Here is a 24123-nt window from a genome sequence, read left to right on the forward strand (position 1 = left end):
GCCTGGATAAGTCTGCCGAGTGGGCTGCAGGGTTGTAACAAGGGCATTCCAAGGGCTTACTTGCATTGTAATCAGGGGGTCAAGTCTCTATACTCCATGACCGGCAAAGTGGCATATCGGCCTGCCTGAAAGGTCAAGAAGTTATGCTGCTGGGGTACCCACAATAGTGCACCTTCCTATAATCCAGCCCTGAATTAAAAAGGGGCCACGAGTGTGAATATAGCCGTGAATAGCAAAAGACCTGTCAATCTAGATCTCAGGACAATCAAACTTCCTGTCACAGCGCTGACTTCGATTGCTCACCGTATTTCGGGCATCATTCTGTTCATTTCCATCGCCGGTCTGCTTTGGATGCTGGACGTGTCATTGAGTTCCGAAAGTGGTTTTGAGCAAGTGCAGTCGGTTTTGCAGAATCCGCTGGCCAAACTGATCCTATGGGGTGTGTTGTCTGCCCTGTTGTATCACCTGGTCGCCGGTATTCGTCACCTGATCATGGACGCCGGAATAGGTGAGGGCCTCGAGAGCGGTAAGCTGGGCTCACAGATTGTGATTGTCGTATCCGTCATTCTGATTGTTCTTCTGGGGGTGTGGATATGGTAACCAACGTCACCAACCTGTCTCGTAGCGGTCTTTATGACTGGATGGTGCAGCGTGTATCTGCCGTGTTACTGGCAGCTTATGTGCTGTTCCTGCTGGGTTATCTGATATTCAATCCGGGCTTCACTTATGCGGATTGGCAAGGTCTGTTCAGCCAGAACTGGATGCGTATATTCAGTCTGCTCACGCTGGTGGCCCTGAGCGTTCACGCTTGGGTCGGAATGTGGACCATTTCTACTGACTACCTGACTCCCATGGCACTGGGCAACTCAGCCACTATTGTTCGCTTCCTGTTTCAGGCGGTGTGCGGTTTGGCGATGTTTGTCTTTTTTGTCTGGGGCGTGCAGATTCTTTGGGGTATCTAAATGGCTAACATTCGTACGTTGACTTTCGACGCTATCATCGTAGGTGGTGGTGGTGCAGGCATGCGCGCAGCGCTGCAACTGGCCCAAGGCGGTCACAAGACTGCCGTGGTCACCAAGGTATTCCCGACCCGCTCGCACACGGTGTCTGCCCAGGGCGGCATCACTTGCGCCATTGCTTCTGCTGATCCGAACGATGACTGGCGCTGGCACATGTACGATACCGTCAAGGGTTCCGACTATATCGGTGACCAGGACGCTATCGAATACATGTGTTCGGTTGGCCCGGAAGCGATTTTCGAGCTCGAGCACATGGGTCTGCCGTTCTCCCGTACCGAGCAGGGCCGTATCTATCAGCGTCCGTTCGGTGGTCAGTCCAAGGGGCCAGACGATCCGACTCAGGCGGCACGTACCTGTGCAGCGGCCGACCGCACCGGTCACGCTCTGCTGCACACGTTGTATCAGAACAACGTCAAGCACAACACCACCTTCCTCAATGAATGGTATGCAGTCGATCTGGTGAAGAACCAGGACGGTACTGTGGTGGGTGTGATTGCAATCTGCATTGAAACTGGTGAGACCGCCTATATCCGTTCCAAGGCGACTGTATTGGCCACTGGTGGCGCAGGGCGTATTTACGCTTCGACCACCAACGCGCTAATCAATACCGGCGACGGTATCGGCATGGCGCTGCGCGCTGGCGTACCAGTGCAAGATATTGAAATGTGGCAGTTCCATCCGACCGGTATTGCCGGCGCAGGTACCCTGGTGACCGAAGGTTGCCGTGGCGAAGGTGGTTACCTGATCAACAAGCATGGCGAGCGGTTTATGGAGCGTTACGCGCCCAATGCCAAAGACCTAGCTGGTCGTGACGTTGTGGCTCGTTCCATGGTCAAGGAAATCATTGCCGGTAACGGCTGTGGCCCTGACGGCGACCATGTCATGCTCAAGCTTGATCACCTGGGCGAGGAAGTTCTGCACAGCCGCCTGCCGGGTATCTGTGAATTGTCCAAGACCTTTGCTCACGTTGATCCAGTCACTGCACCGATTCCCGTGGTTCCGACCTGCCACTACATGATGGGCGGTATTCCGACCAACATTCATGGCCAGGCAATTACCCAGGATGCCAACGGCCAGGACAAGATCGTTGATGGTCTGTTTGCTGTAGGTGAGGTTGCTTGTGTATCGGTGCACGGCGCCAACCGTCTGGGCGGCAACTCGCTGCTCGATCTGGTGGTGTTTGGTCGTGCCGCAGGTCTGCATCTGGAGTCTTCGTTGAAAGATGGCGTTGAGCATCGCTCGGCGTCCGAATCTGACATCGAAGCGTCGCTGGGCCGTCTGGATGCGTTGAATAAGCGTACCGCCGGCGAAGAGGTCGCGCCACTGCGTAAGGAGCTGCAGAACTGCATGCAGAATTACTTCGGTGTGTTCCGTACCGGTGAGTTTATGGAAAAAGGTATCAAACAGCTGGCCGATCTGCGCGAGCGTATTGCGACCGTGAAGATTGATGACAAGAGCCAGGCGTTCAACACTGCGCGTATCGAAGCACTGGAATTGCAAAACCTTCTGGAAGTGGCCGAGGCAACAGCCATAGCCGCCAACCTGCGTACCGAAAGCCGTGGTGCGCATGCCCGTGAAGATTTTGAAGATCGTGATGATGAAAACTGGCTGTGCCACAGCCTGTATATGCCTGCCACCAAAGAGTTGCGTAAGCGGGCAGTCAACTTCGCGCCGAAAACAGTGCCTGTGTTTGAACCTAAGATCCGGACTTACTAAGGGTGACCGATATGCTGCAAGTAAGCGTCTACCGATACAACCCGGAGAGCGACAGCGCTCCCTACATGCAGGACTTCCAGATCGATACCGGCGGCAAGGACATCATGGTTCTTGATGTGCTGGCTCTGGTCAAGGAGCAGGACGTGGGCATGGCCTATCGTCGCTCCTGCCGTGAGGGTGTATGCGGCTCCGACGGGATGAATATCAACGGCAAGAACGGGTTGGCTTGCATCACCCCGTTGTCCGATGTGGTCAAGAAAAACAAGTTAGTGTTGCGTCCGCTGCCGGGTTTGCCCGTCATACGTGACTTGGTTGTGGATATGAGCATCTTCTACAAGCAATACGAAAAGGTTCAACCGTATTTGCAGAACGACACGCCGGCGCCGGCTATCGAGCGCCTGCAGTCGCCGGAAGAGCGGGAAAAACTGGATGGTTTGTACGAGTGTATTCTCTGTGCTTGCTGCTCTACTGCCTGCCCTTCCTTCTGGTGGAATCCGGACAAGTTCATCGGTCCAGCGGGTCTGTTGCAAGCTTACCGCTTCCTGGCGGATAGCCGCGACACCCAAACCGACGAGCGTCTGGCAGCACTGGACGATCCGTTTAGCGTATTTCGCTGCCGCGGCATCATGAACTGTGTGAATGTGTGCCCCAAGGGTCTTAATCCGACCCGTGCAATCGGCCACATTCGCAACATGTTGCTGCAGAGCGGTACCTAAGCGGTCGCGGTCTGCATTACGTTGGCCTGTGCCGGCTCCTGCTATAGGGAAGCCGGTCAGTTTTTTAAATCGAGCCGCAGCCCACAAAGCCGCGGCTTGTATGTACCTAAACCAACAGGGGCAATCGGGTAACACCCGAACTATCTGTCGGGGCCGGCAATATTCCGGTTTCGCAGAACATGACAAGACAGGGTGAATGGCAGAGACAATGCCGTCCTCCACCACATGTTTTGCGCGGATGGCAGTGTTTTTGCCAATTAATGGTCTTTGTGCCAGATGGTGTCCCCTTATAGAGGGTGACCAAGCATGCCAGACAGCGAAATGCAGCAGCTGTGGAGCACATCTCATCTTGACGGTGGGAATGCCTCCTATGTTGAAGAGCTATATGAGCTCTATCTGCACGACCCAAACAGTATTGCCGATGAGTGGCGCAGCTATTTTCAGAAATTGCCGCAAGCCAACGGCCATGCCGGGTCGGATGTTTCCCATTCGACGATTCGTGAACACTTTCAACTATTGGCCAAGAATCAGCGGCGTACCGCTACGGTCAACGGTGGCGGTGTTGTCAGTAGTGAGCACGAGAAAAAACAGGTTGATGTGCTGCGCCTCATCCAGGCTTTCCGGATGCGCGGCCACCAGAGTTCCAGCCTTGATCCACTTGGCCTTTGGCAACGTGAAGAAATTGCTGACCTGACATTAGCCGACTACGGCCTGACGAATGCTGATCTGGATACCCCCTTCCGCACCGGTGAGTTGCATATCGGCAAAGAAGAAGCGCCTCTGCGAGAAATTCTCGACGCACTGAAATCGACTTATTGCTCGACCTTCGGTGCAGAATACATGCACATCGTTGATTCAACCCAGCGGCGCTGGTTTCAGCAGCGTCTGGAAAGCGTGCGTGGCAAGCCTCAGCATTCAGTACCGACCAAGCGTCATCTGCTGGAGCGTTTGACTGCGGCTGAAGGTCTGGAAAAATATCTGGGTACCAAGTTCCCTGGCACCAAGCGCTTCGGTGTGGAAGGCGGTGAGAGTCTGATTCCGATGCTCGATGAGATTATCCAGCGCGCAGGCTCTTACGGTACGCAGGAAGCGGTACTGGGCATGGCCCACCGCGGCCGCCTGAACGTGCTGGTGAATATTCTTGGTAAGAACCCGCGCGAATTGTTTGACGAGTTCGAAGGCAAGAAAAAAAGCAATCTGAGTTCAGGCGACGTCAAATACCACCAGGGCTTCTCATCGAACGTGATGACCCCAGGTGGTGAAATGCACCTGGCTCTGGCCTTTAACCCTTCGCATCTGGAGATTGTGTCTCCGGTGGTGGAAGGCTCGGTGCGTGCCCGTCAGGATCGTCGCAAGGATTATTCAGGTGATCGGGTATTGCCGATCAACATCCATGGGGATGCGGCCTTTGCAGGCCAGGGCGTCGTCATGGAGACCTTCCAGATGTCGCAGACCCGGGCGTACAAGACCGGCGGAACCATCCACATCATCGTTAATAACCAGGTTGGTTTTACCACCAGCCGTCAGGATGATGCACGTTCTACCGAGTATTGTACTGACGTGGCGAAGATGATCCAGGCACCGATCTTTCACGTCAACGGTGACGATCCAGAAGCGGTTTTGTTCGTAACCCAGTTGGCTGTCGACTATCGCATGCAGTTCAAGCGCGACGTAGTGATCGATCTCGTTTGCTACCGCCGTCGCGGTCACAACGAGGCGGATGAGCCGTCCGGTACTCAGCCGCTGATGTACGAGAAGATCACCAAGCACGCCACCACGCGGGAAATCTATGCCGAGCGTCTGGTCACTGAAACCGTGCTGTCCAGTGATGACGTACAGGGCATGATGGAAGAGTACCGCAACGCGCTAGACAACGGCGATCACGTGGTCAAGAGCCTGGTCAAGGAGCCCGATACCAGCTCCTTTGTAGACTGGGCGCCGTATCTGGACCACAAGTGGACGGCGCGTCACGATACCCGTTTTGACCTGAAGACCCTTCAAGAACTGGCCAATCGGATGAATGACTTTCCCGATGGGTTGGTGATTCAGCGTCAGGTCAACAAGATTGTCGAAGATCGCAACAAGATGGCGGCTGGTGCTTTGTCGCTGAACTGGGGCTTCGCCGAAACCATGGCCTACGCGACCCTGTTGCACGAGGGCCATCCTGTGCGCATCACGGGCCAGGACGTAGGTCGCGGGACCTTCTCCCACCGCCACGCGGTGCTACATAATCAGAAAGATGGCAGCACCTATATTCCCTTGGCCAATCTGGCCGAGAACCAGCCGCGCTTTGATATCTATGATTCGTTGCTGTCAGAGGAAGCGGTGTTGGCCTTTGAGTATGGCTACGCCACGACCACACCAAATGTCCTGGTGGTATGGGAAGCGCAGTTCGGTGATTTTTTCAACGGTGCACAAGTGGTGGTTGACCAGTTTATTACCAGCGGTGAGCACAAGTGGGGCCGCCTCTGTGGTCTGACTATGCTCCTGCCACACGGGTATGAAGGGCAGGGGCCAGAACATTCATCTGCTCGCCTGGAGCGCTTCCTGCAATTGAGTGCCGAGCACAATATTCAGGTTTGCGTGCCTTCAACTCCGGCGCAGATGTACCACATGCTGCGCCGTCAGGTGATTCGCCCGCTGCGTAAGCCATTGGTCGCGTTGACACCCAAATCCCTGTTGCGTCATAAACTTGCCATCTCCTCGCTGGAAGATCTGGCCGAAGGTTCGTTCCAGACTGTGATTCCAGAGGTTGATGCCCTGGATCCGAAGAAGGTCGAACGAGTCATCATGTGCAGCGGCAAGGTGTATTACGATCTGCTGGAGAAGCGCCGCAAGGATGAACTCGACAATGCGGCGATTATCCGTATCGAACAGCTGTATCCCTTCCCCGAGGATGATCTGGCAGAAGTGCTGGCTAGTTATAAATCCTTGAAGAAGGTCGTCTGGTGCCAGGAAGAACCGATGAACCAGGGCGCCTGGTACTGCAGCCAACACCATATGCGACGCGTGATAGCCCAGCATAAGGTCAAGAACCTGCCATTGGACTACGCTGGACGGGAGGCCTCGGCATCACCTGCTTGCGGTTATCCGGCCATGCACGCCGAACAGCAGGAAAAACTATTGCAAGACGCACTCACCGCTTGAGCATCTGGCAGACAACACAGCATTAATTTAAGGATTAACAATGGCTATTGAAATCAAGGCCCCAACATTTCCCGAATCGATTGCCGATGGCACCGTGGCAACCTGGCACAAGCAGCCTGGCGACGCCGTCAAGCGTGATGACCTGATCGTCGACATCGAAACCGACAAGGTCGTACTGGAAGTGCTGGCGGAAGCCGATGGCGTACTTGGCGATATCGTCAAGGGTGAAGGCGACACCGTACTCAGTGGCGAAGTGCTGGGTAGCCTGAAAGATGGCGAAACGGCTTCTGCCAAGCCGGAAGGCAAACCTGAAGAAAAAACTGAAAGCAAAGGCGCCGACAAGGCTGCTGCCAGTGAGGCTTCTGCTTCGGGTGAAGAGCCCCTGCTGTCACCTGCGGCGCGCAAGATCGCTGAAGAAAATGGTCTAGCTGCGGGTGATATTGCCGGCACAGGCAAGGGCGGTCGCGTTACCAAGGAAGACGTAATGAACGCCGTCGAGGCGAAGAAAAACGCACCGGCCAAGCCGGCTGCAGCGGTCAAGCCCGCCGCAGCCGAAGCTGCACCGAGCCTGGGTGAGGGCGACCGCGTCGAGAAACGCGTGCCGATGACGCGTTTGCGTGCACGCATCGCCGAGCGTCTGGTTGATGCCCAGTCGACCATGGCCATGTTGACGACCTTCAATGAAGTCGACATGAAGCCGATCATGGATCTGCGCAAGAAGTACAAGGACCTATTCGAGAAGAAGCACAACGGCGTGCGTCTGGGCTTTATGTCCTTCTTCGTTAAAGCGGCGACTGAAGCGCTGAAGCGTTATCCTGCCGTGAACGCGTCCATCGACGGTGCCGACGTGGTCTACCACGGTTATCAGGATATCGGTGTGGCTGTGTCCAGTGACCGTGGTCTGGTGGTGCCGATCCTGCGTAACACCGAACACATGAGCCTGGCTCAGGTGGAAGGTACCATCGCTGACTTCGGCCGCAAGGCGAAGGAAGGCAAGCTGTCCATGGAAGACATGACCGGCGGCACCTTTACTATTTCCAACGGCGGCGTATTCGGCTCGCTGCTGTCTTCACCGATTGTCAATCCACCGCAGGCAGCGATTCTGGGCATGCACAAGATCCAGGAACGCCCAATGGCGGTCAACGGTCAGGTGGTGATTCTGCCGATGATGTATCTGGCGCTGTCCTACGACCATCGCCTGATCGACGGCAAGGAAGCGGTTAGCTTTCTGGTCGCGATTAAAGAACTGCTGGAAGATCCGGCTCGACTGCTGCTGGACATCTGATTAACAGCTGCAAGCTTCAAGCGGCACGCGGCAAGCTGCTCTTATACGTCACAAGCGTTGGGGCGGCTTCACCCACACAGCTGCAAACAGAGGAATTGGGTTATGAGTGATAAATACGATGTAGTAGTAATCGGCGCCGGCCCCGGCGGTTATGTGGCTGCCATTCGTGCTGCCCAGTTGGGTTTGAAGGTAGCCTGTATCGAGAAATACGTGGGCAAGGACGGCAAGCAGGCGCTGGGCGGCACTTGCCTCAACGTCGGTTGCATTCCCTCCAAAGCGCTGCTGGATAGCTCCTGGAAGTTTCATGAAGCCCAGGATGGTTTTCAGATTCACGGTATCAGCACCAAGGGCCTGAGCATCGACATTCCAGCGATGCTCGAGCGCAAGGACAAGATCGTCAAGCAGTTCACCGGCGGTGTGACTGCTTTGTTCAAGGCCAATGGCGTGACCAGTATTGAGGGTCACGGCAAGCTATTGGCTGGCAAGAAAGTTGAAGTGACTGATGCTGAGGGCAAAACTACCGTACTGGAAGCCGAGAACGTAATTCTCGCCTCCGGCTCGCGCCCCATCGAAATTCCCCCGGCGCCGCTGACCGACGACATTATCGTTGACTCCACTGGCGCACTGGAATTTCAGACTGTGCCCAAGAAACTTGGCGTGATCGGTGCTGGCGTGATCGGTCTGGAGCTGGGTTCGGTATGGCGGCGTCTGGGCGCCGAGGTTGTGGTCTTCGAGGCACTGGACAAGTTTCTCGGTCTGGCTGATGAGCAGATCTCCAAGGAAGCGCTGAAGACCTTCACCAAGCAAGGCATGCAGATCCGCCTGGGTGCTCGCGTAACGGGTACCGATATCAAGCGTAAGCAAGTCACTGTGTCTTTCACGGACGCAGACGGTGAACAGCAGTTGAGCTTTGACAAACTGATTGTCGCCGTAGGCCGCCGCCCTTACACCGAAAACCTGCTAGCCAGTGATTCCGGCGTGGATATGGATGAGCGCGGTGTGATCTTTGCTGACGACTATTGTGCGACCAGCGTTCCCGGTGTGTATGCCGTGGGTGATGCGGTGCGTGGCGCGATGCTCGCACACAAGGCGTCGGAAGAGGGCGTAATGGTTGCCGAGCGTATTGCCGGTCACAAAACCGCAATGAACTATGACTTGGTTCCTTCGGTTATCTATACCCACCCGGAAATTGCATGGGTTGGCAAGAACGAACAACAGCTCAAGACTGAAGGCGTTGAAGTTAATGTTGGCGTCTTTCCGTTTGCGGCCAACGGCCGCGCCGTGGCTGCCAACGATGCCGGTGGTATGGTTAAGGTGATTGCTGATGCCAAGACCGACCGCGTCCTGGGTGTTCACGTGATTGGCCCTGGCGCTGCCGAACTGGTTCAGCAGGGCGCCATTGGTATGGAATTCGGCACCAGTGCTGAAGACCTTGGCATGATGGTATTTTCACACCCGACTGTTTCCGAAGCGCTGCATGAAGCGGCTCTAGCGGTAAATGGTCACGCAATACATGTCGCCAATCGCAAGAAGCGATAATATAGCGTCCCTGTGACTGGCAGGTCGTTATTCGGCTTGCCAGCCCCGCTGGCGTTATTTCGAAGCGGCAATATCGACCGAGCAATCGGTCTGGTCATCAATGGCGGTTCTGAACAGTGCGCGGGAAGTATATCGGACGCAACGACGCGATTCGACGGCCCAGGCAACTGCTCAGAGCTTCCATACCGGTGATAAGGGTAATGCAGGCAGGAGTCGGACTCGATCCGGCGATGCTGCCGGCGTTATGAAACGTAGTTCCTACACGATCAAAACGGTAGATACGCATGAATCTTCACGAATATCAGGGGAAGCAGCTGTTCGCTGAGTACGGCCTTCCTGTCTCAAAAGGTTTTGCAGTAGACACTCCAGAAGCCGCGGCCGAAGCTTGCGATAAGATTGGCGGTGATATGTGGGTGGTTAAGGCCCAGGTTCACGCGGGCGGCCGTGGTAAGGCTGGCGGCGTCAAGCTGATCAAGAGCAAGGACGAAGCCAAAGCGTTCGCTGAAAAATGGTTGGGCCAACGTCTGGTGACCTATCAGACTGATGCTAGTGGTCAGCCAGTGACCAAGATTCTGGTTGAGTCCTGCACCGATATCGCTCAGGAGCTGTACCTGGGTGCGGTCGTGGATCGCTCCAGCCGCCGTATCGTGTTCATGGCCTCCACCGAAGGTGGCGTGGAAATTGAGAAGGTAGCGGAAGAGACTCCCGAGAAAATCATCAAAGCCATCGTTGATCCGCTGGTCGGCCCGCAGCCCTATCAGGGCCGCGACCTGGCTTTCCAACTGGGCCTGAAAGGCGATCAGATCAAGCAGTTCACCAATATCTTTGTTGGTCTGGGCAAACTTTTTGCCGACTACGATCTGGCTCTGCTGGAAATCAACCCGTTGGTGATCAAGGAAGACGGCAACCTGCATTGCCTGGATGCCAAACTTGGCATCGATGGCAACGCCATGTACCGTCAGCCCAAGCTGCGTGGCATGCACGATCCGTCGCAGGACGATCCGCGTGAAGCCCACGCTGCCAAGTTCGAGCTCAACTATGTTGCGCTGGAAGGCAATATCGGCTGCATGGTCAACGGTGCTGGCCTGGCCATGGGTACCATGGATATCGTCAACCACCACGGCGGCAAGCCTGCCAACTTCTTGGATGTGGGCGGTGGTGCGACCAAAGAGCGCGTTACTGAAGCTTTCAAGATCATCCTCTCCGACACCAATGTGAAGGCCGTTCTGGTCAACATCTTCGGTGGCATCGTTCGTTGCGACATGATTGCTGAAGGCATCATCGGTGCAGTGAAGGAAGTCGGCGTGAAAGTACCGGTAGTGGTTCGTCTGGAAGGCAACAATGCCGAACTGGGCGCCAAGGTACTAAAGGAAAGTGGTCTGAACATCATCGCAGCAACCAGTCTGACCGACGCTGCCCAGCAAGTCGTCAAGGCCGCGGAGGGTAAATAATGAGCATCCTGATCAATAAAGACACCAAAGTTATCTGCCAGGGCTTTACTGGCGCACAGGGTACTTTCCACTCTGAGCAAGCCATCGAGTACGGCACCAAGATGGTTGGCGGCGTGACCCCGGGCAAGGGTGGTACTACTCACCTGGGCCTGCCCGTGTTCAATACCGTTCGCGAAGCGGTAGAGAAAACTGGCGCCACCGCCAGTGTGATCTACGTTCCTGCTCCGTTCTGCAAGGACTCGATCCTGGAAGCAGCTAATGGCGGCATTGAGCTGATCGTGTGCATTACTGAAGGCATCCCGACGCTGGACATGCTCGACTGCAAAGTCGTCTGTGACCAGTTGGGCGTGCGCCTGATCGGGCCTAACTGCCCAGGCGTTATTACCCCCGGCGAATGCAAGATTGGCATCATGCCCGGTCACATTCACTTGCCAGGCAAGGTCGGTATCGTTTCACGTTCCGGCACCCTGACTTATGAAGCCGTGAAGCAGACTACAGATGCTGGCTTTGGCCAGTCTACCTGTGTCGGTATCGGTGGTGACCCGATTCCGGGCTCCAACTTCATCGATATCCTGCAGATGTTCCAGGACGATCCGAAGACCGAAGCTATCGTCATGATCGGCGAGATCGGTGGTAGCGCCGAGGAAGAAGCGGCAGCCTACATCAAGGCCAACGTGACCAAGCCAGTTGTGTCCTACATCGCTGGTGTTACGGCACCTGCCGGTAAGCGCATGGGTCACGCCGGCGCAATCATTTCCGGTGGTAAGGGCACGGCAGACGAGAAGTTTGCTGCGCTGGAAGATGCGGGTGTTAAAACAGTACGTTCGCTGGCCGATATCGGCGTTGCATTGGCCGAGCTGACCGGTTGGGCTTTGAAGAAGTAATTCTTCTCCCATCAGGCAGTAAAAAACCCCGCTTCGGCGGGGTTTTTTATGGGTGAGTGTCTTTCATTGGATCCAGTGCTTCTCACCAGTACGGGCAGCGTGCGAGTGGCTATACTGCCTGTATTAATCCGAATGGTTTTCGCTTGAAGAGGGGCCCGAATGCCCGTGCTACCTGAGCTACCTGATTTTCCCGATGCTGGTGCTATCTGGTTCAATTTATTGGCTTTGCTCTGGTTTCTGTTTTGTTGGATAGGTTATACCTTCTATGCGCGGCACAAGGGCCGCGACACCGCGTGCCTGGCCAGCGTGCTACACCTTTACCGTCAGGACTGGATGAGCCGGTTGTTGATGCGCGAGCAGCGTATTGCTGATGCCAGCGTGATCGGTAATCTGGAGCGTAATACCGCCTTCTTTGCCTCTAGTACCTTGCTGATACTGGCCGGTTTGATCACGGTGATGGGCGCCACCGACCGAGCGCAAACCTTGCTTCAGGATATGCCCTTCGTGGCGACCGTCAGCCGGCAAATGTCGGAGATGAAACTGTTAGTGATGTTGACCATTTTTGTCTACGCGTTTTTTACCTTCTCCTGGGGTATGCGCCAATACAATTTCGCGTCAGTATTGTTGGGGTCGGCACCGTTGGTGGGTGAGAAGAACGTCACTGAAACAGAGCGCAAAGCTTATGCCGCCAGGGCGGCTGCGGTGTTATCCATGGCCGGAAATGAGTTCAACCTCGGGTTGCGTGCTTATTATTTTGCCTTGGCTGCACTGACCTGGTTTATCAACCCGCTATTCTTTATGGTGACCACGGCCGGTGTAGTCTGGGTATTGTACCGTCGGGAGTTTCATTCGGACGTGCTTGAAGTCATGATGTTCAGCCCAACGGCGGCGGTTGAGTCGCCCACTCAGGAGAAAGTTGAATGAGCTTTCCATTATGGTGTCTGTTTTTTGCAGCCCTGTTGATCGTATTTACCAAAGCGCCGGTGGCTGTAGCTATGGCCAGAAGCAGCGATAAAGGTTACGACAATCGTCATCCGCGGGCGCAACAGGCTGCGTTAACCGGGTGGGGCGCGCGCGCCATGGCGGCACATTCTAATATGCTGGAGGCTTTTCCGTTATTTGCAGCGGGCGTTCTGGTGGCGCAGGTAACCAATACTCAGGGCTTTACAATCAACCTGTTGGCTGCGCTATTCATTATTTCGCGGGTTGCCTACACAGTCCTTTATCTGATGAATCTGGATAAGGTGCGTAGCCTGGTCTGGGGCGTCGGTTTTATCAGCTGTCTGGGACTGCTGCTTTCACCTGCTTTAGCTTGAAGCCTGTTTTAGTATGAACCCCATGGTTTTCTGTAGCCACTGGTTTGATGCTAAATGCTTTAATGCCAATAGCGCGGCTGTAAATCTGGCGGGGTTCAGCTGGAAGGTTCAGGCCGGGATGTTCTGAAAGGTATTGGAGGCAAGGAAGAGGGCATGCCCAGACGGGCATGCCCGAAAGCATTACTCTTCCATGCTTTCTTCGATCGAATCTCTGGTTTCTGCAGCGGAATCGCGAACGTCACCCGCTTTTTCTTTCACATAGTCAGCGCTATCTTCATAAGCCTCACCGACGGCATCGCCAGCATCTTCCATGTTGTCCCGAGTCCGTTCACTCATGGACTCTTCGTTACCGGTTGCTTCACGAGCTTTCAGCTCTGCAGCTTCGCCCGCTTCTTCCGCAGCCTCGCCCATGCTTTCCATGGATTCAGACATGGAATCAGCAGCATCGTCCATTTTGTCTTCAGGCTCTTGCTGGCAGGCTGCCAATAAACCCAGACTAGCCATCAGAACGGCCGTTGCGCACAATTTTTTCATCGATTTCTCCTTGGTGATGATTATCATAAGCTTAGTCCGGAAAGTTTTATAATAGTTCCTCGGCTCTCACTCGAACTTCGATAGCATCACCCACTTGTGGAGTCTGTTGCGGCTTCTGTTTATTATGACGGCCCTTAGGTGGCCCGTGCTGCGGCGGTTGGCCCGTATCGAGAAACTGTATGACTAATATTCCAGAACGCGCCCGAAGTTTCCTGTCTGTACTGCGGCATTGTCAGGTCCTGGGGATGACCGTAGAGCAAGCTGACGAGCACGGGCTTATTATCAAACTGCCCTACAGCCCAGCCATTATAGGTAACCCGGTGAGCGGCGTCGTGCATGGTGGTGCGATTACTACGCTGATGGATACCTGCTGTGGTATTTCCACTGTGTGCTACCTGCCCGAGTTTGAAATCTGTCCGACGCTGGATCTGCGCATCGATTACATGCATCCAGCCGAGCCGGGCAGGGCCATTTATGGCTTTGCCCAGTGCTACCGGATTTCGCCGACAGTGATTTTTACCCGTGGGGTCGCCTACCAGGATGATCGTGAGCAACCGATCGCCCACGTGGTGGGCACTTTTATGCGCATGGGCAAACCGGATGCGAAAGGGCAGCTGTCCCGCCAGATTGATGGAGAGGTGCAATGACGCTGACTACCGCGCAAATCGAGCAGTTGGTAATAGATGCGCACGATACCGGCAATTTTGCCCCTTTGGTGGCAAGCATTCCGTATGCTACTACTATAGGCATGCAGGTACTAAGGCTTGGTGAGGAAGTGGTATTTCACCTGCCCATCGCCAAGGACAATATCGGCAATCCGGTGTTGCCAGCGCTGCACGGTGGGGTCATCGCCGGTTTTATGGAGCAAGCAGCGATGCTGCACCTGATGATCTCCATGAGCAGTTCAAGCTTTCCTAAAATAATCGATTTTTCCATCGACTACCTTCGTGCAGGTCTATACAAAGACACTTATGCCACCTGTCAGGTATGGCGCCAGGGCAGGCGAGTAGGTAATGTGGCGATAACCGCCTGGCAGACTCGGTCTAACGAGCCGATAGCCACCGCGAGGGCGCATTTCAAGCTGGATTGACTGACCGTTGGTGGCGACATAACCAGACCCGCGGGCTGACAGATCATCCTCACAAACCACTTACGCATTGGGAATGTGCAGACATGGATGCCTTGTTGATCGTCAGCGGTGTTGTCGTGGTGCTGATTGCCTGGGCCTGGTTGGTATTGAATGCCAGAGCCCTGGGCGTCGGCCCGCTGCTGCTCGCCATTTTCCTGCCGTTGGTGACCCTGGTGTTGCGGCGGCGCGGTTATGCGCTGATACCTCGGTTGCTGCTGTTGCTGGGCCTGGCATTTATTCTGCTGGGGGCGGCCTTGCTGCACCGCGACCAACCAGAGCGGTTCGATGCGTTAATGGCCGGCGACTGGATCCCATCCCGGTCGGCTCAAGGCGACATCGAAGGCGAGTTGATGGGTCAGCGCTTTCTACCTGACCGGGTGTTCTGGAACAACAACGAGCTGGTTTTGGTGGAGGGCGAGGGCGAGCGCGTCCGTCGATCGCTGACTATCCGCTTCGCCAGCGTCCCGGGTGCGCTGCGCCAGCGACGGGTTGAGCGTTTGCCGGGTGATCTGGGCCCCGGTCCGGAACTGGTAATGCAGTGGTATACCGGTGCACTAAAGGCGCCTGGGCTGCGTCGGGTGGTTGATGGCTACACAATGAGCCTGGAATTCAATCCGCAGCCCGATGGTCGCACTCGGGTAAATATGCACCTGCATCTGCCCAGCCAGGATGCTACGCGACTGGCCGGGGAGGTCTGGCTGGAAGAGACGCCGGCATGGCTTAAGACGCTTGAGCGCGAATCAGCTAGGTCACAGCCTGCTGCGCCCGCTAACCGAGCGGTTGTGCAGCCGAGTGTGCGGCTGCCGGTGGAGCCGCAGCTGGGCCAATGGCAAAGGATCAGCCTGCTTGCGCTGCTGGATGAACCAGAATTGTTTCTCGGCCAGAATGTCAGGTTAGTCACCGTCACGGATCGTGTATATGAAGGGCGGTTGAAAGCCGTGAGTGGCGACCAACGGGTCGTCATAGCGCAGCCGCGTGGCCCCAATCAGGTGGATTACCATTTTCACCCGCTGGATATTCTCAGCCTGGAAGTGCGCTACCGTTCCACGCGGTGACTTGAATTCTTCGCAGTTGTCCCCATTAAAGGCCCATCAGCTCGGTAAGCGAATGCCTTCGTTGCCGAGTTTTCCGTCATTGTCTCAACAACCTCATGTGGGGCTGAGGGCCTTGACTGAAAATGCCTAGAGAAACCAAAGGGAGACAACCGAAGATGACCGTGGAAGCCCATAAGGAAACGCTTGGATTTCAGACTGAGGTGAAGCAGCTGCTGCATCTGATGATCCATTCGATGTATTCGAACAAGGAGATCTTTCTCCGCGAGCTGATTTCCAACGCCTCTGATGCCTCTGACAAGCTGCGCTTTGAAGCGATTGCCAAGCCTGAACTGCTGGAAGATCAACCGAATATCGGCATTCGTATCAGCTCGGATGAAACTGCTAACACGCTGACCATTGAAGACAATGGCATTGGCATGTCCCGCGACGAAGTGATCGAGAACCTGGGCACCATCGCCAAGTCCGGCACTGCTGCCTTTATGCAGCAACTGACCGGAGATCAGAAGAAAGATGCGAGTTTGATTGGCCAGTTTGGGGTGGGTTTTTACAGTGCCTTTATCGTTGCCGATAAGGTCGAGGTATTTACCCGTCGCGCTGGCCTGGAAAATGACGAAGGCGTGCGCTGGGAATCCGCTGGCGAAGGCGAATTCACCATCGAGAATGTCACCAAAGCCGAGCGTGGCACGCGCATTGTACTGCATCTGAAGGCGGCCGAATCCGAATTTGCCGATGGCTGGCGTTTGCGCAATGTGGTGAAGAAATACTCCGACCACATCTCCCTGCCTATCGAATTGCCCAAGCAGCATATGGGTGACGACAAGGACAAGCCTGCTGAGCTGGAATGGGAAACGGTTAACCGTGCCAGCGCACTCTGGACTCGTGCTCGTACCGAGGTGAAGGACGAGGAGTACCAGGAGTTCTACAAGCATGTGGCCCATGACTTTGAAAACCCGCTGAGCTGGAGCCATAACAAGGTTGAAGGCAAGCTTGAGTACACCAGCCTGCTGTATGTGCCAGCCCGTGCTCCCTTTGATCTGTACCAGCGCGAAGCCCCGCGCGGCCTGAAACTGTATGTGCAGCGCGTGTTCATCATGGACGATGCCGAGCAGTTCCTGCCGCTTTACCTGCGCTTTATCAAGGGTGTGGTTGACTCCAACGATCTGTCATTGAACGTATCACGCGAGATCCTGCAGAAAGATCCGGCCATCGACAGCATGAAGTCGGCATTGACCAAGCGCGTGCTGGATATGCTGGAAAAACTGGCTAAGAAAGAGCCTGAGCAGTACGCCACCTTCTGGAAAAATTTCGGCAGCGTGTTGAAAGAAGGCCCGGCCGAAGACTTCGCCAACCGCGAGAAAATTGCCGGCTTACTGCGCTTTGCTTCCACCCAGCAGAACGACGACAGCGAAGTGGTCAGTCTCGATGCCTATGTAGAGCGCATGCAGGAAGGTCAGGACAAGATCTACTACCTGACCGGCGAGCGTTACAACCAGGTAAAAAACAGTCCGCACCTGGAAATCTTCCGCAAGAAGGGTATCGAGGTGCTGCTGCTCACTGATCGTATCGACGAGTGGCTGATGAGCCATTTGACCGAGTATCAGGGCAAGAGCTTCGTCGACATCGCTCGCGGTGACCTGGATCTGGGCAAGTTGGAGGCTGATGAGGACAAGCAAGCTCAGGAAGAAGCGGCCAAGGCCAAAGCCGACCTGGTGCAGCGCATCAAGGACGTGCTCAGCGACAGTGTTGAAGACGTCAAGGTCTCGCACCGCCTGACTGACTCACCGGCCGTATTGGTGATCAATGAAGACGGCATGGGTTTGCAGATGCGCAAGATCCTCGAGGCTACGGGTCAGCCTGCGCCGGAAAGCAAACCGATTATGGAGATCAACCCGGCCCATCCGCTGCTGGATAAGCTCGATAAGGAGCAGGATGAGGCGCGCTTTGGCGATCTAAGCCACATCCTGTTCGACCAGGCAGCGCTGGCGGCTGGCGAGAGCCTTCAGGACCCGGGTGCCTATGTGCGCCGGCTGAATGCGCTGCTGGTGGAACTCAGCAAGTAAGCAGCAAGGCATTAACAGTGTGAACAAAGGGCTCAGTCATTCAGGTGACTGGGCCTTTTTATTGGCGGCCTAAACGTCAACATGATGTGACGGGACGCGCACGCCTGGGTCCGAGCGTCTAAGCTGAAATCCAAACATACCTACTTGCATCCATAGCCACATCCCCCCCTGAATGAACTTTTTTGACCAGGAGCCCACAATGAGAAAGACTCTGACTACCATGTTAATACTTGGCGCCGTAGGCATGGCGCAGGCAGAAATGGTGACCCAGCCCGTTGCTTACGAGATTGATGGCGAAGCCTATGAAGGCGTGCTGGTCTATGACGGTTCGGTACAGGACAAGCGTCCCGGACTATTGATGGTGCCCAATTGGATGGGCATGACCGATAACGCGCTGAAAAAGGCCTACCGTGCGGGCGGTTCTGACTATGTGGTGTTTGTCGCTGACATGTACGGCAAGTCGGTGCGCCCCAGTAACGCAGAGGAGGCCAGGGACGCTGCTACCTTTGTACGGTCGGACCGGCTGCTGATGCGCGAGCGCGTGAATGCAGCGCTGGAGGTCTTCAAACAGAGCGATCTCGCGGTGTTGGACAGCTCAAAAATGGGTGCCATTGGCTTCTGTTTCGGCGGTGGCGTGGTATTGGAACTGGCACGTTCCGGTACTGACATTGATGGCGTGGTGTCCTTCCACGGTAATCTGGATACGCCTGAACTCGACGACGCCAAGGCGATCAAATCGCCGGTATTGGTGCTGAACGGCGCGGATGATCCTGCGGTGCCCGCCGAACAAATTCGCACTTTCGAGAAAGAGATGCGTGACGCCGAGGTGGATTGGCAGTTCGTCAATTACGGCGGTGCGGTGCATTCCTTCACCGATCCGACGGCCGCTACGCCGGGCCGCAATGAGTACCACCCTCAGGTAGCAGCACGTGCATTCGCCGCGATGCAGCTATTTTTTGCGCAAAGCATGGAATAACCTCGCTTTGATCCACTATCCGCTTGGCTGCAGCGACCCTGCAGAACGCCTGCAGGGTCGCTGAACAGTGAGGAGCGCCCGGGTTAGTCAGGTTATTCATGGTGGTGATGACACGTACTCGAGATGGCTGGGCCTGCGTTGCTATGCCAGGTCTTTGCCGCAGACCTTGTTATGGCTGGCTTTGAGTCACTCCTGCGGGCTTTTTCTATCGTCGTTTGTGGCTCTGGAAAGCATGCTGCAGGCTGTGCACATTTATCTTTACAGGCGGCATAATGGACCCCGTCGTGGAACGCCGTACTGAACAGTGCGTGCCGTTCATTGACCTAAAAGAATAATTTAAACGTCACGGAGAGTCTGCTATGTCCAAACCCGAATTGCCCGGTTGGCGCTGGGGCCCCTTTACCTTCCGCATGCCGTTCTATCACACCCGGTTTTATTGGCAGGAAGCGATGCAGGGCCTGTTTGTGGCTGCTGCAACCGGCTTGGCGCTGGTGCCACTGATGATGGAGTTCTTTGGGCTCGGGTTTGAAGAAGCAGTAGCGGTATCGATGATCCATTCTGCGATCATTGCCTCGGCGATTATTGTGTTCGGTGAACCCTACGCGCCCGGGTGGATTACGCCAGCACTGCCCTTGGTGCTGGCCTATGTACTGGGCGGCTATGATGATCCGGCTTCCCGCTGGCAGGCGATGACCGCACTGTCTCTGAACTTTGCTGCATTATTGTTTATTCTGGGTATTTCCGGACTGGGTAAGAAGTTCGTGCTCTGGCTGCCTGATACGCTCAAGGCCGGTATCATTCTTGGTGCTGCGATTGCCGCACTCAAACGCGTATTTATCGACGACGCCGACCGCTTTCTGCTACAGCAACCCATTGCCATCACTCTGGCCTGCGCGGTGTGCCTGATTTTTGCCTTCTCGCTGCCAATGCAGAAGCTCAAGCTTAAGTACAAGGCGTTTGCGATCATTGGCGCGCTAGGCCTGCTACCTGGTTTCATCATCGCAGCGGTCGTCGGCCCGATGGTCGGCGAGGTGACCTATGATATCCAGTGGGGGATCTTGATCCCGCCGGTTGGCGCTGCCTGGGCACAAATGTCGCCCTTTGCGATTGGTTGGCCAAGCCTGGAGATGTTTCTGCAGGGCATCCCCCTGGCAATCATCACCTATGTAATTCTGTTCGGCGACATGGTCACCGGTAACGAGGTGATTCGTGACGGCCTGACTGCGCGCCATGATGAGCATATCGACATCAATCCGACCCGCACGCATATTTCTGTAGCGATCCGCAACGCGGTGATGGGGGTGGCAGCACCGTTTTTCCCGACTCAGGGCACTATGTGGACCGGCGTGCAGGTGATCATTGTGCAGCGCTGGAAGCTGGGCAAAGAGAACATGAACAGCCTGCACAGCGGCCTTGCCTCCTATTACCTGATGGGCCTGCCGATCATGTTCTTCGTGTTGCCGCTGCTTACAGGGCTACAGCCGTTGCTGGGTATCGCGCTCTCGCTAACATTGGTGCTGACAGGTTTCGCTTGTGCTTATGTGGCCATGTCCATTCCGCAGAACAACACTTCGCGCGGCACCGTAGTGCTGATTGGCGCTGCCTTGGCATTCTTCGAACCCTGGATCGGTCTGACTTTCGGTGTGTTGGCGACGCTGCTGCTGGTCGGCTGGGATGTCAACCGCGACCCGATTCCGCACGAGGACTAAGTGAGGGGAGGGCCTTCGGACCCTCCAGCCGTAAGCGACAGATTGCCAGGCCCCCAATCACGGGATGTCCTGCAATGGGAAGGCTGTTGGGAAAGGCTTGACTTCGTTAGGCCAGGAATCACACTAAGGCCGCTTGTCGCTTGCCTAAGGAAATCCCGTGCGTCCCAATTCCGATAATCAATACGATGGTGGGCCGGTCAACTGGCGCATCATGACCAGCTTGATCCCCTATCTCAGCGAATTCCGTGGCCGCGTTGCGCTGGCCATGGGCTTCTTGCTGGTCGCCAAGTTGGCGGGCGTAGCGGTACCTTGGGCGCTAAAGCTGATCGTCGAGCATTTCGAAGCGACCACCGATGCGCTGGTTTTGGTACCCGTTGCGCTGTTGGCGATGTACGGTCTACTGCGGTTCTCCGGGGTGTTTTTCTCGGAACTGCGTGATGCGGTCTTTGCCCGCGTGGCCGAGCGGGCAATGCGGCGCGTTTCACTACGGGTGTTCGAACATCTGCATCGCCTTGATCTGGGCTTTCACTTGGCGCGTCGAACCGGTGGCCTGGCTCGGGATATCGAGCGCGGTACCAGCGGCATCAGCTTTTTGCTGCGCTTCATGGTTTTCAATATCATTCCTACGCTGCTTGAGATCGGCCTGATTGCGGTCATTCTGCTAATCAACTTCAGCCCCATGTATGCCCTGACCGTACTTGGTTCCGTGCTGCTGTACGGCGCGTTTTCGATCTGGTGTACCGAGTGGCGCAACCGCTTCGTACGGGAAAGCAACAAGCTGGACAACAGCTCGAATACCCGGGCGGTGGACAGCCTGCTGAACTACGAAACGGTCAAGTACTTCGGCAATGAGCGCTTCGAGGCGCAGGAGTACGACACGCACCTGGCAGGCTGGGAGGCGGCGCGGATGAAGAATCGCCTGTCATTGGCGGCGCTGAACTCCGGGCAGGCGTTGATTATCGCCGGGTCGGTCACGCTGATGATGTTTATGGCTGCTAATCAGGTAGCCGCCGGTGCCATGACCCTGGGTGAGTTGGTGATGATCAACGCCTATATGATTCAGCTGTTCGTGCCCTTGGGGTTTCTCGGATTTATTTACCGCGAAATTCGCGAGGCGCTGACGAATATCGAACGCCTGTTCGGCTTGCTGGAAGCGCCGGTTAAAGTTGCCGATGCCGCCGATGCCAAACCGCTGCAGATCACTGGCGGTGCAGTGGATTTTGACCAGGTCAGTCATGCCTACGATCCCCTTCGGCCGATTTTGCAGGGAGTGGACCTGCATATTCCGGCCGGGCATACCCTGGCGATCGTTGGGCCCAGCGGCGCCGGTAAATCCACCCTGGCGCGTTTACTGTTCCGGTTCTATGACGTGGCTGGCGGCGCCATCCGTATCGACGGTCAGGATATTCGCAGTGTGACCCAGGACAGCCTGCGCCAGGCGATTGGTGTAGTGCCGCAGGACACGGTGCTGTTTAACGACAGCATTGGCTATAACATCGCCTACGGCAAGCCCGGCGCTTCGCAGGAGCAGATATGGCAGGCGCTAAGGATGGCGCAACTGGAAGACTTCGTACGGCGTCTGCCAAAGGGTCTGGATACGCAGGTGGGTGAGCGGGGTCTGAAACTGTCCGGTGGCGAGAAGCAACGTATCGCTATCGCCCGAGTACTACTGAAGAATCCGCCGATTTTGATTCTCGACGAGGCCACGTCTTCGCTCGATACCCATGCCGAGCGGCTGATTCTCGACGCTTTGAATCTAGTCTCGCAAAAACGCACGACCCTGGCGATCGCGCATCGCCTGTCGACCATCGTGCACGCCGAGCGGATTCTGGTATTGGACCAGGGGCGGGTAGTGGAGCAGGGCAGTCACGCCGACTTATTGGCTGCAGGCGGCGCCTATGCGCGGCTTTGGGCTGATCAGCAGCGGGAACAACAACCCCAAGGCTAGTTGACTTTTCTTAGTACCTCCTCCGGGAAGGACTGGTTTCACCTCGACCCTTGTGCTAGCAGATAAGTTCGCTGGCCGAGATGGAACTCGGCCCTCCCAGAGTGCCGCCGGGAAGGTCCAGTTCCATCTTGTAGCACAGCGTCCTTATTCTTGACGCTTATAGGGCTTGAGCTGCTGGGTGTAGGCGCCGAGAATGCTCAGAACAGACAAGGGAGCAAACGCATGACTAGCGTAATCGAACAATGGCATGAGATCGTCAAACATCAGGACGCAAAAGGTTTGGAAGCCCTGTTGGCGGAGGACGTGGTATTTCACTCGCCGGTCGTGCACACCCCGCAAACCGGCAAGAAAATCACCCGTCTGTATCTGATGGCAGCGATGCAGGTGCTCAATGCGCCTGGGCACTTCAGCTATTTGCGGGAAGTGGAACAGGGCAATCACGCAGTACTTGAGTTTGAAACTCTGATCGATGGCGTCAAAATTAACGGCGTTGATATGATTGAGTGGAACGAGGCTGGTCAGATTATCGATTTCAAGGTCATGGTCCGGCCGTTGAAGGCGATCAATGCGATTCATCAGGCGATGGGCTCGATGCTTGAGGCAATGAAGCCCAAAAGCTGACGAGAGCACTACCGGTCGAGTTCCACCTCGACTAGCGTCCTGGCTGAGACGCCCCAGGCCGAGATGGAACTCGGCCCTCCCAGAGCGCACCACCGGGAAGGTCGAGTTCCATCTCGACCAGCGGGGCTGGCGTGTACTCACCGTTGCTGGAGTTACTGCGCCGCTGCCGCATGTTCCGCTGGTTGGTTTAGGTGCAGTGCCGCCGCAACCACATCACCGATCACCAATACCGCCGGGCTTTGCAGTTGGAACTCAGCAGCAGCGTGGCAGAGATCAGCCAGGCTGCACAGATGCTGGCGCTGGTCCGGCAGGCTGGCACGCTCGATCATCGCCACAGGCGTGGTCGCCGGCATACCCCCGGCCAACAATCCCTGTTGGATTTGCCCTAGCCGCGCCACGCCCATATAGATCACCAGGGTGGTGCCACCCAGCGCAAGGCCTTGCCAGTTCAGCTCGCTGTCATCCTGCGTATGGGCTGTCACCAGGGTGACACCGCGGCTGGTGCCGCGCAGCGTCAGCGGAATACCACATTGGGTCGCGCCTGCCAGCCCTGCCGTTATGCCATTGACGATTTCCGATTCAATGCCGCGCTCGGCTAGCCATTGCGCCTCTTCACCCGCACGGCCAAAAATGCACGGATCGCCGCCTTTCAAGCGCACCAGCTTACGGCCTTGGCGGGCGTAGCGCAGCATCAGGCGGTTGATAAAGTCCTGGGGTGTAGAGCGACAGCCGCCGCGTTTGCCTACGCGCACCAGTTGCGCTTGCGGACAATGCTCAAGGATCGCTGGGTTGACCAGATCATCGACCATGACCACATCGGCCTGGCCGAGGACGCGCACGGCTTTTAGAGTCAAGAGTTCTGGATCGCCGGGACCTGCGCCTACCAGGTGGACTAATGGGCTCATGAGGGTGTCTCCGGTAGGTAAGGTGTTTGGGTGGGGGCCGTTCGCGCCGAGGCCGGCGCTCCCACAGAGGTCAGCGCTCCCACAAAGGCTGGCGTTGCCACAGGGGGTGAGGT

Annotated in this window: 21 protein-coding genes; 19 read left to right on the forward strand and 2 right to left on the reverse strand. The window is 56.0% G+C overall.

Features of this window, described 5'->3' with window-relative positions; genetic code table 11:
* Positions 1 to 225 precede the first annotated feature (225 nt).
* From sdhC to K787_RS0112270, 11 genes are all read left to right on the forward strand, one after another.
* Positions 226 to 600, forward strand: a complete 375-nt coding sequence (gene sdhC / locus K787_RS0112220; protein ID WP_028614889.1) for a succinate dehydrogenase, cytochrome b556 subunit — start codon at positions 226 to 228, stop codon at positions 598 to 600.
* The gene (gene sdhD, locus K787_RS0112225; RefSeq protein WP_022963093.1) at positions 594 to 962 is read left to right on the forward strand and encodes a succinate dehydrogenase, hydrophobic membrane anchor protein; all 369 of its coding nucleotides are present in this window, start codon (positions 594 to 596) and stop codon (positions 960 to 962) included. Before sdhC ends, sdhD begins: the two co-directional genes overlap by 7 nt.
* Positions 963 to 2735: a succinate dehydrogenase flavoprotein subunit gene (gene sdhA, locus K787_RS0112230; protein ID WP_022963094.1), complete on the forward strand. Its 1773-nt coding sequence runs from the start codon at positions 963 to 965 to the stop codon at positions 2733 to 2735. It abuts the gene before it with no gap.
* A gap of 11 nt (positions 2736 to 2746) precedes the next feature.
* Entirely contained in the window at positions 2747 to 3451 is a 705-nt protein-coding gene (locus K787_RS0112235; protein ID WP_022963095.1) for a succinate dehydrogenase iron-sulfur subunit, read from the forward strand.
* A gap of 306 nt (positions 3452 to 3757) precedes the next feature.
* Positions 3758 to 6598 carry a 2-oxoglutarate dehydrogenase E1 component gene (locus tag K787_RS0112240; protein WP_022963096.1) on the forward strand — a complete coding sequence of 947 codons (2841 nt, stop codon included), beginning with the start codon at positions 3758 to 3760 and terminating at the stop codon, positions 6596 to 6598.
* Positions 6599 to 6638: 40 nt separating this feature from the next.
* Positions 6639 to 7883 (forward strand): 2-oxoglutarate dehydrogenase complex dihydrolipoyllysine-residue succinyltransferase, encoded by a 1245-nt coding sequence (gene odhB / locus K787_RS0112245; RefSeq protein WP_022963097.1) that lies wholly within the window; start codon positions 6639 to 6641, stop codon positions 7881 to 7883.
* A 102-nt stretch (positions 7884 to 7985) separates the two neighbouring features.
* Complete coding sequence (gene lpdA / locus K787_RS0112250) at positions 7986 to 9422, forward strand: dihydrolipoyl dehydrogenase (RefSeq protein WP_022963098.1); 1437 nt, start codon at positions 7986 to 7988, stop codon at positions 9420 to 9422.
* A 284-nt stretch (positions 9423 to 9706) separates the two neighbouring features.
* Positions 9707 to 10873, forward strand: a complete 1167-nt coding sequence (gene sucC / locus K787_RS0112255) for an ADP-forming succinate--CoA ligase subunit beta (RefSeq protein WP_022963099.1) — start codon at positions 9707 to 9709, stop codon at positions 10871 to 10873.
* A complete protein-coding gene (sucD, locus tag K787_RS0112260) occupies positions 10873 to 11757 on the forward strand; it encodes a succinate--CoA ligase subunit alpha (RefSeq protein ID WP_022963100.1) in 885 nt (294 codons plus the stop codon). The genes sucC and sucD overlap by 1 nt, the downstream gene beginning before the upstream one ends.
* Positions 11758 to 11916: 159 nt before the next feature.
* The gene (locus K787_RS0112265; RefSeq protein ID WP_022963101.1) at positions 11917 to 12681 is read left to right on the forward strand and encodes a DUF599 domain-containing protein; all 765 of its coding nucleotides are present in this window, start codon (positions 11917 to 11919) and stop codon (positions 12679 to 12681) included.
* Positions 12678 to 13073, forward strand: a complete 396-nt coding sequence (locus tag K787_RS0112270) for an MAPEG family protein (RefSeq protein ID WP_022963102.1) — start codon at positions 12678 to 12680, stop codon at positions 13071 to 13073. Before K787_RS0112265 ends, K787_RS0112270 begins: the two co-directional genes overlap by 4 nt.
* Positions 13074 to 13253: 180 nt before the next feature.
* Here the strand turns inward: K787_RS0112270 and K787_RS23000 are convergent, their stop codons facing one another.
* Positions 13254 to 13634 (reverse strand): hypothetical protein, encoded by a 381-nt coding sequence (locus tag K787_RS23000; protein ID WP_152486833.1) that lies wholly within the window; start codon positions 13632 to 13634, stop codon positions 13254 to 13256.
* Positions 13635 to 13786: 152 nt separating this feature from the next.
* On the opposite strand from K787_RS23000, the gene K787_RS0112280 reads away from it, so the two are divergent.
* The 8 genes from K787_RS0112280 to K787_RS0112315 all read left to right on the forward strand — a co-directional run bounded on the left by K787_RS0112280 (position 13787) and on the right by K787_RS0112315 (position 23105).
* Positions 13787 to 14254, forward strand: coding sequence for a PaaI family thioesterase (locus K787_RS0112280; protein WP_022963104.1), 468 nt, complete (start codon positions 13787 to 13789; stop codon positions 14252 to 14254).
* Positions 14255 to 14256: 2 nt separating this feature from the next.
* Positions 14257 to 14697, forward strand: a complete 441-nt coding sequence (locus K787_RS0112285) for a PaaI family thioesterase (protein ID WP_028614891.1) — start codon at positions 14257 to 14259, stop codon at positions 14695 to 14697.
* A gap of 83 nt (positions 14698 to 14780) precedes the next feature.
* Positions 14781 to 15791 carry a hypothetical protein gene (locus tag K787_RS0112290; RefSeq protein ID WP_022963106.1) on the forward strand — a complete coding sequence of 337 codons (1011 nt, stop codon included), beginning with the start codon at positions 14781 to 14783 and terminating at the stop codon, positions 15789 to 15791.
* A gap of 155 nt (positions 15792 to 15946) precedes the next feature.
* Positions 15947 to 17851, forward strand: coding sequence for a molecular chaperone HtpG (gene htpG / locus K787_RS0112295; RefSeq protein WP_022963107.1), 1905 nt, complete (start codon positions 15947 to 15949; stop codon positions 17849 to 17851).
* A gap of 199 nt (positions 17852 to 18050) precedes the next feature.
* Positions 18051 to 18827, forward strand: a complete 777-nt coding sequence (locus K787_RS0112300; RefSeq protein WP_022963108.1) for a dienelactone hydrolase family protein — start codon at positions 18051 to 18053, stop codon at positions 18825 to 18827.
* Positions 18828 to 19186: 359 nt separating this feature from the next.
* A complete protein-coding gene (locus K787_RS0112305) occupies positions 19187 to 20536 on the forward strand; it encodes a hypothetical protein (protein ID WP_022963109.1) in 1350 nt (449 codons plus the stop codon).
* A gap of 157 nt (positions 20537 to 20693) precedes the next feature.
* The gene (locus tag K787_RS0112310; RefSeq protein WP_022963110.1) at positions 20694 to 22484 is read left to right on the forward strand and encodes an ABCB family ABC transporter ATP-binding protein/permease; all 1791 of its coding nucleotides are present in this window, start codon (positions 20694 to 20696) and stop codon (positions 22482 to 22484) included.
* 222 nt (positions 22485 to 22706) lie between these two features.
* Positions 22707 to 23105, forward strand: coding sequence for a nuclear transport factor 2 family protein (locus tag K787_RS0112315; RefSeq protein ID WP_022963111.1), 399 nt, complete (start codon positions 22707 to 22709; stop codon positions 23103 to 23105).
* A 152-nt stretch (positions 23106 to 23257) separates the two neighbouring features.
* Here K787_RS0112315 and cobA read toward each other — a convergent pair whose 3' ends face one another.
* Positions 23258 to 24010, reverse strand: a complete 753-nt coding sequence (gene cobA / locus K787_RS0112320; RefSeq protein WP_022963112.1) for a uroporphyrinogen-III C-methyltransferase — start codon at positions 24008 to 24010, stop codon at positions 23258 to 23260.
* Between the last annotated feature and the right edge of the window lie 113 nt (positions 24011 to 24123).

This window comes from Halopseudomonas pelagia CL-AP6, from assembly GCF_000410875.1.
GTDB classification, from domain to species: Bacteria; Pseudomonadota; Gammaproteobacteria; order Pseudomonadales; family Pseudomonadaceae; genus Halopseudomonas; species Halopseudomonas pelagia.